General features: G+C 67.1%; 10 protein-coding genes. 6 read left to right on the forward strand and 4 right to left on the reverse strand.

The genetic code is table 11. The features are described 5' to 3' along the window. Positions 1-4: 4 nt before the first annotated feature. Entirely contained in the window at positions 5-325 is a 321-nt protein-coding gene (yajC, locus tag RVY76_RS07215) for a preprotein translocase subunit YajC (protein ID WP_317373204.1), read from the reverse strand. Between the two features lie 193 nt (positions 326-518). Between yajC and RVY76_RS07220 the strand changes: the two genes are divergently transcribed. The 4 genes from RVY76_RS07220 (at position 519) to RVY76_RS07235 (ending at position 4,433) form a co-directional block, all read left to right on the forward strand. After that, positions 519-1,163: a serine protease gene (locus RVY76_RS07220; RefSeq protein WP_317373205.1), complete on the forward strand. Its 645-nt coding sequence runs from the start codon at positions 519-521 to the stop codon at positions 1,161-1,163. 72 nt (positions 1,164-1,235) lie between these two features. Beyond that, entirely contained in the window at positions 1,236-2,495 is a 1,260-nt protein-coding gene (serS, locus tag RVY76_RS07225; protein ID WP_317373206.1) for a serine--tRNA ligase, read from the forward strand. Between the two features lie 4 nt (positions 2,496-2,499). Then, the gene (locus RVY76_RS07230) at positions 2,500-3,711 is read left to right on the forward strand and encodes a hypothetical protein (RefSeq protein WP_317373207.1); all 1,212 of its coding nucleotides are present in this window, start codon (positions 2,500-2,502) and stop codon (positions 3,709-3,711) included. A 38-nt stretch (positions 3,712-3,749) separates the two neighbouring features. Continuing rightward, positions 3,750-4,433: a hypothetical protein gene (locus RVY76_RS07235; protein ID WP_317373208.1), complete on the forward strand. Its 684-nt coding sequence runs from the start codon at positions 3,750-3,752 to the stop codon at positions 4,431-4,433. A gap of 31 nt (positions 4,434-4,464) precedes the next feature. Here RVY76_RS07235 and der read toward each other — a convergent pair whose 3' ends face one another. From der to RVY76_RS07250, 3 genes are read right to left on the reverse strand one after another with little or no spacing between them, the layout of a single operon-like run. Beyond that, positions 4,465-5,928, reverse strand: a complete 1,464-nt coding sequence (der, locus tag RVY76_RS07240) for a ribosome biogenesis GTPase Der (RefSeq protein WP_317373209.1) — start codon at positions 5,926-5,928, stop codon at positions 4,465-4,467. Positions 5,929-5,974: 46 nt separating this feature from the next. Then, positions 5,975-7,285: a PQQ-binding-like beta-propeller repeat protein gene (locus RVY76_RS07245; protein WP_317373210.1), complete on the reverse strand. Its 1,311-nt coding sequence runs from the start codon at positions 7,283-7,285 to the stop codon at positions 5,975-5,977. Positions 7,286-7,305: 20 nt separating this feature from the next. After that, positions 7,306-7,959: a hypothetical protein gene (locus RVY76_RS07250; protein ID WP_317373211.1), complete on the reverse strand. Its 654-nt coding sequence runs from the start codon at positions 7,957-7,959 to the stop codon at positions 7,306-7,308. A gap of 214 nt (positions 7,960-8,173) precedes the next feature. Between RVY76_RS07250 and RVY76_RS07255 the strand changes: the two genes are divergently transcribed. Together RVY76_RS07255 and RVY76_RS07260 are read left to right on the forward strand one after the other, a co-directional pair. Continuing rightward, positions 8,174-9,403 carry an efflux RND transporter periplasmic adaptor subunit gene (locus RVY76_RS07255; protein WP_317373212.1) on the forward strand — a complete coding sequence of 410 codons (1,230 nt, stop codon included), beginning with the start codon at positions 8,174-8,176 and terminating at the stop codon, positions 9,401-9,403. Continuing rightward, positions 9,400-13,131 (forward strand): efflux RND transporter permease subunit, encoded by a 3,732-nt coding sequence (locus RVY76_RS07260; protein ID WP_317373213.1) that lies wholly within the window; start codon positions 9,400-9,402, stop codon positions 13,129-13,131. The genes RVY76_RS07255 and RVY76_RS07260 overlap by 4 nt, the downstream gene beginning before the upstream one ends. The last annotated feature ends 36 nt before the right edge of the window (positions 13,132-13,167 follow it).

A 13,167-nucleotide genomic window follows, 5' to 3' on the forward strand; every position in this document is an offset into this window, starting at 1 on the left:
GCGATCAGCTCTCGGTGGGTTCGGTCTTCTGACGGACCTGCGCGATGGTCGACTTGATCACGCGGACCTTCACGCCGTCGGCGATCTCGACCTCGGCCTCGCCTTCCTGGACCTTCACGACCTTGCCCAGAAGGCCGCCCGCGGTCACGACCTGATCGCCCCGGCGCAGCGCCTCGACCATCTTCTGATGCTCCTTCACCTTCTTCTGCTGCGGGCGGATCAGCAGGAAGTACATGATGGCGAAGATCAGGATCAGCGGCACGAAGCTGACGAAGGCGCCGCCGGCCCCTCCGGCGTCCTGCGCGAATGCGGGCGTCACGAACATGGTGTCATCCTTGGTCTGTCTGTCGCGGGGCCCGCATCGCGGCCCCGCGTTGAAAATCGCGCAAACCTCTATCCGCGGTGCCACGCCTTGTCCAGCAAGCCCGCCCCCCTCGCGCCCCCGCCGAATAAACCTTGCGCGAGCGCCGCGCGATTCCGCGCTTGCCAAACGGCCCCGAAACGCCTTGCATCACGCCATGAGACGCCTGAGCCTTGCCCTCCTCGCGGTCCTCCTCGCAGGCCCCGCGACCGCCCAGCCCCCCCTGCCCGAGCTTCCCGGCATCGGCCGGCTCGGCAACCGTCAGGAGGATTCGCGCCCGAGCTGCTCGGGCACCCTCGTGGGGCCCCGCCAGGTCCTGACGGCCGCCCACTGCATCGTCGGCAACCGGCCCCAGTCGCTCTCCTTCTTCATCGGCTGGACGGCCGAGGGCGCGGCCGAGCGCATCGAGGTGCGCAGCGCCACGCGCGGCCGCCAGCCCTCCGAGCTGTCCGAGCGCACGGCCGACGTCGCGATGCTCAACCTCGCGCGCCGCCCCGCCACGGCCGAGCCGCTGCCCCTCGTGCGCGGCCTCGCGGCGGGCGGCATCGCCCGCATCATCGCCTACCCCTGGGCGCAGGATTACGAGCGCCGCGACATCACCTGCCCCGTGATCGAGATCCGCGGCGCGGAGGTCCTGCTCGACTGTCCCGCGCAGGGCGGCATGTCGGGCGGGCCGCTCCTCGTCAATCGCGGCGGCGGCTGGGGGGTGGCGGGCGTCGTGATCGCGCGGGTGGGCGACGACAAGACCCTGGCGATCAAGCTCGACCGCGTCGATCTCGCGGGTCTTCCCGACATTCCCTGAGGCGAATTGCGGTTCAAGCCGCCGCGCGGATGCGGCATACCCGCCCCAACAGACGAACCGGAGGCCCGATCCATGCACGACATCCGCCTGATCCGCGACGATCCCGCCGCTTTCGACGCCGCCATGGCCCGGCGCGGTCTTTCCGACGCCTCCGCGCCGATCCTGGCGCTCGACGATCGCCGCCGCGCCGCCATCCACGCGGCCGAGACGGCGCGCGCCGCCCAGAACGCCGCCAGCAAGGAGGTCGGCGCCGCCAAGGCCGCCGGCGACGAGGCCCGGTTCGAGAGCCTCCGCGCCGAGGTCGCGCAGAAGAAGTCCGAGATCGCCGGGGCCGAGGCCGAGGCCCGCGACCTCGACGCCGAACTCGGCGACATTCTCATGGGCCTGCCCAACGTCATGGCCCAGGACGTGCCCGACGGCGCGGACGAGGACGACAACGTCGAGATCAAGCGCCACGGCGAGCCGCCCGTCTTCGCCTTCACCCCGAAGGAGCATTACCAGCTCGACGCCGCGAAGGGTCTCGATTTCGAGGCCGCCGCCAAGCTCTCGGGCTCCCGCTTCGCTGTCCTGACGGGCGAGGTCGCGCGCCTCCACCGCGCGCTCGCGCAGTTCATGCTCGACACCCACGTGACCGAGAACGGCCTGCTCGAGACGATGACCCCCGTGCTCGTCCGCGACGAGGCGATGCTCGGCACCGGCCAGCTCCCCAAATTCGCCGATGACAGCTACCGCACCACCAATGGCTGGTGGCTGATCCCCACCGCCGAGGTCACGCTCACCAACCTCGTCGCGGGCGAGACGCTGTCCGAGGCCGACCTGCCCCGCCGCCACGTGGCCCACACGCTCTGCTTCCGGTCCGAGGCCGGATCGGCGGGCAAGGACACCGCCGGCATGCTGCGCCAGCACCAGTTCGAAAAGGTCGAGATGGTCTCCATCGTCCATCCCGACCACAGCGAGGACGAACAGCTCCGCATGCTTGGCCTAGCCGAGGGCATCCTCGAAAAGCTCGGGCTCGCCTATCGCACGGTCAAGCTCTGCTCGGGCGATACCGGCTTCGGCGCGCGCCGCACCTACGATATCGAGGTCTGGCTGCCCGGCCAGAACACCTACCGCGAGATCAGCTCCATTTCGAATTGCTGGGATTTCCAGGCCCGCCGCATGAATGCCCGCTTCAAGCCCGAAGGCGGCGGCAAACCGCAATTCGTCCACACGCTGAACGGATCGGGCCTGGCCGTCGGCCGCGCGCTGATCGCCGTGCTGGAGAATTACCAGCGTGAGGACGGGAGTATCGAGGTGCCGGAGGTTTTGGAGCCATATATTAAAGGGATTTAATAGTATGACTTCAATTGAAACTGAACGCCTTAAATTACTTAAAGTCTTAGCAAAGCTTTCCCTTATTCGAACTGCATGGGATGCTTCACCAACACCTAATACTGAAGCAGATGGCTTCAACTTCTCGGATGCTACTAAGCTTATTCATGAAACCAGGATTTTAGAGGATTGCACACTTGCAGAGGCACCTGCCGTAGCGCAAGAAATCCGGGACAAAATTGATCTTCCAACTTTGGACATTACGGAACCGTCACAATCTCTTCTTCTGGCGCATTACAGACTCTCTGAGACCATTAGATTACTAGGATCTATTGCTGGTGAAAATTCGGGAGATAAGTTTGAGATTCTAGAGAATGATTATGAAGCTGACCTTCACTCCATCAGAATTTCAATTCAAGAAATCCGAGCAATTTTAGAGAATCTTGAAGAGCAATCCAGCGAAACCGTATTAGCAGTAAATCAAACGCTTATATCGCAGAAAAACCAATCGGAAAGGCAGTTCAGTCTCGACAGTGTAGGGTTCTCCGCTTTCGGTGTTTCGGTTCCGTTGGGTGCGATCCGACATCAGGTCGCTAAGGCAGAACGACACTTAGCTTCGCACAGCCAAATCGATATTCTAGGCATCTCTGACTCTCTAGATAAAATTAGAAGAACCTCAAAAAGTCTCTTCGACAGAATCAAAGAAACGAGCGGAATAATTTCTCGAAATTTTGCGATCTCCGTCGGAAGAATGTCGCAAAAAGCTTCAGAAGCACTGCTCGTCGCCAAGCGAACAATTCGCAAGGAATTAACGAACCGAAAAGAGCTATCATCACAAAGTTTTTCGGGCTCCTTTACCGATTCGGAATACAAAGTTGATTACTTACTGAATGCCGCAAGCCTTAGCTACCTAGAGAACTTTTTAACGACACCGAACTTACGCAATAGAGAAGCCTTCTTAAGAAGATACTTCTCAGAATCCAAGGCGATCGATTACTATAATCGCAGCATTCAAGATGAAGTATTTCAGTGCTTTGAGCTTTACCGCGGAACAGAGAAAGCAACAAAAATAATTTGGCCGTGGGGATACCATAGAGATGCCAATATTTCGCATCTTCAAACTGCGGTTCGTAGTCTATTGATTCGCGTTGAGAACCATCAATCAGTCGCACCACTTCCCGTAAATGTCGCGCTCATGCAGTTCGGTTATGGCTTTCATGGACGACAGCCGGAGTAGTCTTGCATTTCAGACACAAAATAACGAGCGATAACTGTTTGTCCTTCCTCCCCCTCCTAGCCGCCCTCGCTTTCGTCCTCTCCCCGCTCGTCTCGGGGAGCTTTGGCGGGTTCGACCCGAACGCCTTTCCGATCCCTCAAGACGACCCGCCGGTGCAGCCCGCGGGCTGGGCGTTCTCGATCTGGGGAATCATCTATCTCTGGCTGCTCGTCCATGGGGTCTTCGGGGCCGTCCGGCGCGGGTCCGATCCCGCATGGGCCCCCATGCGGCTTCCCCTGACGGTCTCGCTCGGGATCGGGGCGTTCTGGATTCCCGTGGCCAATGCCTCCCCCATCTGGGCGAGCGTGATGATCTGGGCGATGCTCGCCACGGCGATTCTGGCCTTCCTCCGCACACCGGCAAAGGATCCGTTGACGGCCCGTGCGCCCCTCGGCCTCTATGCCGGATGGCTCACCGCCGCCTCGTCGGTCTCTCTGGGTCTTCTCGCCGCGGGCTACGGCCTGACCGGCCCCCTCGTCGCCGCATGGGGTGCCCTGGCCCTTGCGGTCGGTCTGGGCCTTTTGGTCCACCTCCGCCGCCCGTCCCGCGCCTATCCCTTCGCGATCGGCTGGGCCGCCGCAGGAATTTCGTTCCAGAACATGGGGTTACACCCCGTTCTTGCCGTGGCGGCCGGTCTCGTGGCGCTCGCCGCGCTCATCCCGTGGTTTCGCCGCGAAACCTGAAACCTCTAAGTTCGAGGTTTCGCCGCGAAACCTAATTCCCGTCCGCGCGACCCTTCCCGAGGTGTTTTCTCAGCCGCGAGGGCGTCGATTTCGTCCGCCCCTTGTAGGGATTCGCATCCGATTGCGACCGCATCCACAGCCGGATCGGCGTTCCCGGCATGTCGAACGTCTCGCGCAGCCCGTTGACCAGATAGCGGGTATAGGCGTCGCTCATCTTCTCGGGGTTCGAGCACATGACCACGAAGCCCGGCGGCCGCGTCTTGGCCTGCGTCATGTAGCGCAGCTTGATCCGCCGCCCCGCCGGGGCCGGGGGCGGATGCGCCTCGACCATGCCCGAAAGCCACTGGTTGAGCTTTGCGGTCGTCACCCGGCGGTTCCAGGTCGCATGCGCCCGCTCCACCGCGCCCCTCAGCCGGTCAAGCCCCTTGCCCGTCAGGGCCGACACCGTCACCAGCGGCACGCCCCTGAGCTGCGGCAGCAACCGCTCGCAGGCCTCGCGCAGGTCGCGCAGCTTGGCCGATTTCTCGGGCTCGGCATCCCATTTGTTGATCGCGATGACCACGGCCCGCCCCTCGCGCTCGGCCAGGTCCGCGATTCTGAGATCCTGCTGCTCGAACGGGATCGCGGCATCGAGGAGGACCACGACCACCTCGGCGAACTTCACCGCCCTGAGACCGTCCGAGACGCTCAGTTTCTCGAGCTTCTCCTGCACCTTGGCCTTCTTGCGCATGCCGGCCGTGTCGAAGATCCGCACCGGCAGACCGTCCCAGTCCATCTGGACCGAGATGGCGTCGCGGGTGATCCCGGCCTCGGGCCCCGTGAGCAGCCGGTCCTCGCCCAGAAGCGCGTTGACGAGGGTCGACTTGCCCGCATTCGGGCGGCCCACCACCGCGACCTGCAGGGGCTTTTCGAAGGTCGGCACCCGCGGCGCGTCGTCGTCGAGATCGGCGTCGATCGTCACGTCGGTCTCGGGCGCCTCGGCGGCGGCGCGGGCCTCGAATCCCTCGGCGACCGGGGCGAGCTGGGAATAGAGGTCGTTGAGCCCCTCGCCATGCTCGGCCGAAAGGCGGATGGGCTCGCCCAGGCCCAGCGAATAGGCCTCGATCATCCCGGAATCTGCGGCGCGCCCCTCGGCCTTGTTGGCGGCGAGGATCACGTGGCCGCCGCGCTTGCGCAGGATCTCGGCGAAGAGTTCGTCGGTGGGCGTCACGCCGGTGCGCGCGTCGATCATGAAAAGGCAAATATCTGCCATGTCCACCGCGCGCTCGGTCAGGCGGCGCATCCGGCCCTGAAGCGAATCGTCGTTCGCCTCTTCGAGACCGGCAGTGTCGATCACGGTGAATCGAAGGTCACCGATCCGTGCGGCCCCCTCGCGCAGATCGCGCGTGACGCCGGGCTGGTCGTCGACCAGCGCCAATCGCTTGCCGACGAGGCGGTTGAAGAGCGTCGACTTGCCCACATTGGGGCGGCCGACGATGGCGAGGGTAAAGCTCATGGCGAGGCGTCCTGACGAGGATCAGGCACGCGGCTTACACGTAGTTTCAGCGAAAGGCCAGAAGGCGGCCATCCGAGGAGACGACGTAGAGCGTGCCGTTCACGATGGCGGGGTTGGTCGCGGCCCCGCCCGGCAGCGCGACCCGACCGACGAGCGCGCCCGATTGCGGCGCGAAGGCGCGCAGATAGCCGTCGCCCGACGCGACCCAGAGACGGCCGCCCGCGAGGACGGGACCGTAATGGGCGTAGATCCCTTCGCGGGCGCGCGGTGCTGAGCGGACGAAGAAGGGCATCTCGGCCCCCCAGATCCGGTCGCCCGTGGCCGCGTCGAGGCGGACGAGCTCGGACCGGTCGGAAACGGCGAAGACCGATCCGCCCGCGACGACGACGGGCGACATCGCCCCCTCCTCGGCCGACCAGAGAAGATCGCCGGTGGCGAGATCGACCGCGTTGATCCGGCCCGCGGGGCTGCCCGCATAGACGGTGCCGCCGACGATCACGGGATCGCCCGAGATGTCGGTGATCGAGGCATAGACCCGGCCCCGGCGGCTTCCGGCGACGTCCGAGATCCAGCGCTGCGTCCCGCCCTGCCGGAAGAGGCCGACGAGTTCGCGGCTGGCGAAAGGCATGACGACGAGATCGCCCGAGACGGCCGGAGCCGCGCCGCCCATCACGCCGGACGGGCTGGGCGTGCCGTTCGTGGTCCATTCGACCCGGCCTGTCGCGGCGTCGATGGCCCAGCCGGTGGCGTCGCGGCCGACGACGAAGACGCGGTCGCCCACGACCGTCGGGGCACCGGCCGCGCTCGCACCCAGATCCTGCGACCAGAGGATGCGGCCGCTCGTCACGTCGAGCGCATGGAGCCGGCCGAACCCGGTCGAGACGAAGAGCCTGTTGCCGGACACGGCGAGACCCGCGCCGGATGCGGCATCGGGGCTTTCGCCCGGGGGCGTCACGTCGCGTTCCCAGAGCGCGGCCCCGTTCAGCCCGTGCGCCATGACGAGGGCGCGGCTGTCGACGGTGAAGATCCGGCCGCCCGAGACGACCGGATCGGCGCTGATCCGGTGGCGGCGACCGTCGCCGCGACCGATCGGCACCGAGAAGATCTGCTGCGGGCTGGCGGAGAAGGCCGCATGGGCGGGCGTGTGCGAGGGATCGGCGGCGCGGTGCGTCCAGTCGCCGACAGCGACCGCCGGGGGCAGCGAGATCGCGCGCGCCACGTCGCGCGGACCGCCCGGATCGGGGGCGGAGAGATCGGCCCGCGTGTCGAGCCGCTCGCCCGTCAGCACCACCTGCCGATCGCCGCAGGCCCCGAGGGCGAGCGCGCAGATCCCGAAGAGGAGCGCGGTCTTGTGCATGGATCCCGGTCCCACCCCGTTCAGGTCGCGTCGAGCGATCCGCCGAGCGCGACGGTCAGCTGCCGTGCACGCTGCTGCAGATCGCGGGTCAGTTCGTCGGCCGAAAGGATGTCGCCCAGAAGCGCGATCGCCGCGTCCCGGTCGCCCGCGCGGACATGCGCCAGCGCCTGCTGTTCGACCGCGAGGAGCCTGTAGGGCGCGCCGGGGGCCGTCAGCGGGTCGAGCCGGGAGATGACCTCCTCGGGGGCGGTGTCGGCCTGCGCGAGCATGACGGATTTCAGCACGGCGAGCTGGCGATAGATCTGCGGCAGGCTTTCTTCGGAGGCGATGGCGTCGAGTTCGTCGCGCGTCGTCTGGCGGGCGGTGTCATCCTCGAGCTGGTCTGCGGCGAGCATGACGACGAGCGCGCGGCGCGTGCCCTGCGCCTCCATCGACAAAAGCGCGTCGCGGCGTTCCTCGGGCGTCTCGAGCGCGAGGGCGGCGACGATGCCGTCGCCGAAGGCCGCGGCCTCGGCCCGGTCCTGCGCGCGCTGGTATTCCCAGAAGGCCGCGCCGCCCACGAGCAGCACGACCACGACGATGGCGATCCAGCCATAGCGCCGCAGGAGGTGAAAGAGACGCTCGCGGCGGACCTCCTCGCTGACTTCGTCGATGAAACTGTCGTTGTTGCTCACGAGGATGTCTCCAAAGCGCGCCGTCCGGGCCCTCTTAGCGCGGGGCGGGACCGATTGCCAAGGGCGGGATTTCCCGTGGGCCCGCAGGCAAGATGCCCGAATATTGCAACATTCCGTCATCTGAACCGGCGAGTTCACCTCCGAGCCTTCCCATGCCGCCGTCCGGCCTCTATGTCGGGGGCGGAGAGTTCCGATACGGACGGAAAGCCAGGCCATGCGATTGCTCTCGATCCTGATCGCCCTCGTGGTGACGGGCAGCCTCTATCTCATCGTCTTCGAACGCGACGCGGTCATGGAATTCGCGGGCAACGAGGTGCTGATCGGCACCGAGGGGTCCGACGAGGACAGCCTTGACGAGGCCCGCGTGTCGGTCGTGGCGATGGCATCCGAGGCGCGCGCGATCGACACGGCCGTCGTGACGCGCGGCCGGACCGAGGCCCGGCGCCAGGTCGAGATGCGCGCCGAGACGACGGGGCGGGTGATCTCGCAGCCGCTTCGGCGCGGAAGCTTCGTCGAGGAGGGCGCGGCGCTCTGCCGGCTCGATCCGGGCACGCGCGAGGTCACGCTTGCCGAGGCGCGGGCGCGGCTCGCCGAGGCGCGGGCCCGCCAGCCCGAGGCGCAGGCCCGGATCGCGGAGGCCGAGGCCGGGCTCACCGAGGCGCGGATCAACCAGAACGCGGCCTCGAGCCTGTCGGAAGGCGGCTTCGCGTCGGAGACGCGGGTCGCATCGTCGGACGCGGCGGTGGAATCGGCGCTGGCGGGGGTCGAGGCTGCGCGCTCGGGGCTCGAATCGGCATCCGCGGGCGTTCAGAGCGCGGAGGCCGCGATCGCCGCGGCCGAGACCGAGCTCGACCGGCTGGTGATCCACGCGCCCTTCGCGGGGCTTCTCGAATCCGACACGGCCGAGATCGGCGCGCTGCTGCAGCCGGGATCGGCCTGCGCGACGGTGATCCAGCTCGATCCGATCAAGCTGGTGGGGTTCGTGCCCGAAACCTCGGTCGACCGGATCGCGGTCGGCGCGCGGGCGCGGGCGCGGCTCGCCAGCGGGACCGAGACCGGGGGACAGGTGACGTTCCTGTCGCGCTCGGCCGATCCGGAGACGCGCACCTTCCGCGTGGAGGTCGAGGCCCCGAACGGGGATCTCGCGATCCGCGACGGTCAGACGGCCGAGATCCTGATCGAGAGCGACGGGCGCGAGGCGCATCTGCTGCCGCAATCGGCGCTGACGCTCGACGATGACGGCAATCTGGGCGTGCGGGTCGTGGCCGGGGACGGCACCGCGCTGTTCCGGCCGGTGGAGATGGTGCGCGACACCGCCGACGGGGTCTTCGTGGGCGGGCTCGGGGAGAGCGCGCGGGTCATCGTGGTGGGCCAGGAATACGTGAGCGACGGCGTGCCGCTCGACGTGACGATGCGGGACGCGGCCGGCGGGGACGGCCCGTGACGGGGATCATCGACTGGGCCGCGAGCCATGCGCGGATGGTGCTGGCCTTCGTGCTGCTGTCGCTTGTGGCGGGCGGCATCGCATATGTGAGCCTGCCCAAGGAGGGCGAGCCCGATATCGAGATCCCCGCGATCTTCGTGTCGGTGCCCTTTCCCGGCATCTCGGCCGAGGACAGCGAGCGGCTGCTGGTCCGGCCCATGGAGACCGAGCTGTCGGATCTCGACGGGCTGAAGTCGATGCAGGGCACCGCGGCCGAGGATTACGCGGGCCTCGCGCTAGAATTCGAGTTCGGCTGGGACCGCACGCAGATCATGGCGGATGTGCGCGATGCCATGAACAACGCCCAGGCGAAGTTCCCCGAGGGGGCGGAGCAGTATTCGATCAACGAGATCAACTTCTCGGAATTCCCGATCCTGATCGTGAGCCTCACGGGGGATCTGCCCGAGCGCACCCTGCTCAGGGTCGCGACGGACCTGCAGGACCGCCTCGAGGGGCTGGAGCCGGTGCTCGAGGCGGCGCTGACGGGGCATCGCGACGAGATGGTCGAGGTGCTGATCGACCCGCTGAGGCTCGAATCCTACAACGTGACGGCGGCGGAGCTGATCAACACGGTGCGCCAGAACAACCAGCTCATCGCGGCGGGCGAGGTCGAGACGGAGAGCGGCGCCTTCGCGGTCAAGATCCCCTCCTCCTTCGCCTCGCAGCGCGACATCTACGAGCTGCCGGTGAAGGTGAACGGCGACCGGGTCGTGACGCTCGGCGATCTCGCGCAGATCCGCCTGACCTTCGAGGATCCGACCGGCACGGCGCGGTTCGACGGAGAGGACACGGTCGCGTTGCAGGTCGTGAAGCGCAAGGGCTTCAACCTCATCGACACGACCGCGCTGATCCGCGAGGAGGTCGCGGCGGCCGAGGCCGAATGGCCCGAGGACCTGCGGCAGGCGATCGAGGTCAACACGTCGTTCGACCAGTCGCGGCAGGTGGCGTCGATGGTGTCGCAGCTCGAGGGATCGGTGCTGACGGCGATCGCGCTGGTCATGATCGTCGTGCTCGCGGCGCTCGGCATCCGGTCGGCCCTGCTGGTGGGCTTCGCGATCCCGACATCGTTCCTGCTGTGCTTCATCCTGCTGGGCGCGATGGGGATCACGATCTCGAACATCGTGATGTTCGGCCTGATCCTCGCCGTGGGGATGCTGGTCGACGGCGCGATCGTGGTGGTGGAATATGCCGACCGGCGGATCTCGGAGGGGTCGGGGCCGATGAGCGCGTTCACCGAGGCCGCGAAGCGCATGTTCTGGCCCATCGTCTCGTCCACGGCCACGACGCTCTGCGCGTTCCTGCCGATGCTGTTCTGGCCGGGGATCGCGGGCGAGTTCATGGGCATGCTGCCCGTGACGCTGATCTTCGTTCTCTGCGCGTCGCTGATCGTCGCGCTCATCTACCTGCCGGTGATGGGCGGCGTCGCGGGGCGGTTGAGCCGCATCTTCGACGGGGCGTCGGGGTGGCTGCGGCGGGTGGCGCCATGGGCCCTGCGCGCGGCCCTCGTGCCGCTGGCGGGCATCATCGTGTTCCTCGGGGCGATGCAGGTGCTGAACCCCGGATACCTATTCGGGGGGCCGTCCCCCCTGCCCGCGCCGCTGGTGCTGCTGCCGGGTGCGATCCTCTTTCTCGGGGGGGCGTTCGGGCTTGCCATCACGCTCGGGTCCGTGTCGTGGCGCGACGGTCCGGGCAAGGTACGCTTGGGGCGGCACCGCACGCCGTTCGGGCGGGTCATCAAGCTGCTGGTCGGCAATCCGGTCATGCCGGTCGTGTCGATGCTGGCCGTCGGCCTCTTCGTCACGTCGACATTCGGCTATTACGGCACGAACAACAACGGCGTCGAGTTCTTCGTCGAGTCCGAGCCCGAGCAGGCCAAGATCTATGTCCGGGCGCGCGGCAACCTCTCGCTGTCCGAGAAGGACGCCCTGCTGCGGGAGGTCGAGGCGATCACGCTCGACACGACCGGCGTGCAATCGGCCTTTGCCTTCGCGGGCGAAGGCGGGCTCGACAGCGGGGGCGCGGGCGGCAGCGGGCCGCTCGATTCGATCGGCGAGATCCAGATCGAGCTGATCCCGTGGGACGATCGCGCGGCCTTCGCGCGGACGCATGACGTGGCGCTCGAGACGCTGGACGGGGACGTGATCCTCGCGGGGCTGGAGGATCGCCTGTCGCGCCTGCCGGGCATCAGGACCGAGATCGTCAACCTCGCCATGGGTCCGGCCGGCGGCAAGCCGCTGCAGCTGCGGCTCAAGGGCGACGACTGGGACGACCTTCTCGCCGCAGCCGAGATCGCGCGGCAGCGTTTCGCCGAGACGCCGGGCCTCATCGACATCGACGACAGCACGCCGCTTCCGGGGATCGACTGGCAGATCGACGTCGATGTCGAGGCGGCGGGCCGCTACGGCGCGGATGTGGCGACGGTCGGGGGAATGATCCAGCTGGTCACGCGGGGTCTGCTGCTCGACACGATGCGGGTCGACAGCTCGGACGAGGAGGTCGATATCCGCGTGCGCTTTCCGCCCCAGGACCGCGTGCTCTCGACGCTCGATTCGCTCAAGCTGAGGACGCCGGACGGGCTGGTGCCGCTGTCGAACTTCGTGACGCGCCGGCCGGTCGCGTCGCTGGGGCAGATCGACCGCATGGATCAGCAGCGCTATTTCGACATCCGCGCCGACATCGCGCCGGGCCTGCAGAAGATCGTGGGCGACGGCGAGGTCGCGGCCTTCGTGCGGCCCGCGGCGCTCGTCGCCGGGGATGTCCCGACGATCGAGATCGGGGGCGAGAGCCTCGCCGTCACGTCGTTCGAGGCGGTGCCCACGATCGAGGCGCTGCGCGACGGGCTTGCCGCCGGGACGCTCGCGCCCGAGGCGGTGACCCCGAACGAGCGGATCGCGCTGCTGAGCGACTGGCTGTCGCAGGACGAGAGCCCCCTGCCCGACGGCGTGTCGTGGGACTGGACCGGCGACCAGGAGGATCAGGCCGAAAGCATGCAGTTCCTGATCAAGGCCTTTATCGGGGCGCTCGGGCTGATGTTCATCATCCTGCTCGCGCAGTTCAACTCGATCTACAGCTCGATCCTCGTGCTGCTCGCCGTGGTGCTGTCGACGACCGGCAGCCTCATCGGGATGATCGTGATGGATCAGCCCTTCTCGATCATCATGACCGGGACCGGGATCGTCGCGCTGGCGGGCATCGTCGTGAACAACAACATCGTGCTGATCGACACCTATCAGGAATATTCCCGATACATGCCGCAGATCGAGGCGATCATCCGCACCGCCGAGGACCGGATCCGGCCCGTCCTGCTGACGACGATCACGACGATGGCGGGCCTCGCGCCGATGATGCTGGGCATCAGCTTCGACTTCATCAACGGCGGCTATTCGATCGACAGCCCCACCGCGCTCTGGTGGACGCAGCTGGCCACCGCGGTGGTGTTCGGACTGGGGATCGCGACGGTGCTGACGCTGATCTTCACGCCGTCGGCGCTGGCGCTGAGGGTCTGGCTCGCGCGGGGGACCTACGGCGCGATGCGGGGGCTCTCGTCGCTGGCCGCGCGCTCGGTCCGGGAGGACATGGAGCTCGGACGCCGGGCGCGGGCCGCGACGGATGTCGAGATCGTCTGGGACACGGCATCGCCGTCCGAGCACGAGCGGAACCGCACCCTGCCGCTCCGCGCGGCGGAGTGAGCGGGCGGCCGGTCATGGATGGTCGGGTCGTCGGTT

The organism is Palleronia sp. LCG004 (assembly GCF_032931615.1).
Lineage (GTDB): Bacteria > Pseudomonadota > Alphaproteobacteria > Rhodobacterales > Rhodobacteraceae > Palleronia.

What these genes read in the sequence shown, in the direction of transcription:
- der (WP_317373209.1), bottom strand. Translation starts at nt 5,928, where the DNA reads ATGAGCTTTACCCTCGCCATCGTCGGCCGCCCCAATGTGGGCAAGTCG.
- RVY76_RS07220 (WP_317373205.1), top strand. Translation starts at nt 519, where the DNA reads ATGAGACGCCTGAGCCTTGCCCTCCTCGCGGTCCTCCTCGCAGGCCCC.
- yajC (WP_317373204.1), bottom strand. Translation starts at nt 325, where the DNA reads ATGTTCGTGACGCCCGCATTCGCGCAGGACGCCGGAGGGGCCGGCGGC.
- RVY76_RS07245 (WP_317373210.1), bottom strand. Translation starts at nt 7,285, where the DNA reads ATGCACAAGACCGCGCTCCTCTTCGGGATCTGCGCGCTCGCCCTCGGG.
- RVY76_RS07255 (WP_317373212.1), top strand. Translation starts at nt 8,174, where the DNA reads ATGCGATTGCTCTCGATCCTGATCGCCCTCGTGGTGACGGGCAGCCTC.
- serS (WP_317373206.1), top strand. Translation starts at nt 1,236, where the DNA reads ATGCACGACATCCGCCTGATCCGCGACGATCCCGCCGCTTTCGACGCC.
- RVY76_RS07230 (WP_317373207.1), top strand. Translation starts at nt 2,500, where the DNA reads ATGACTTCAATTGAAACTGAACGCCTTAAATTACTTAAAGTCTTAGCA.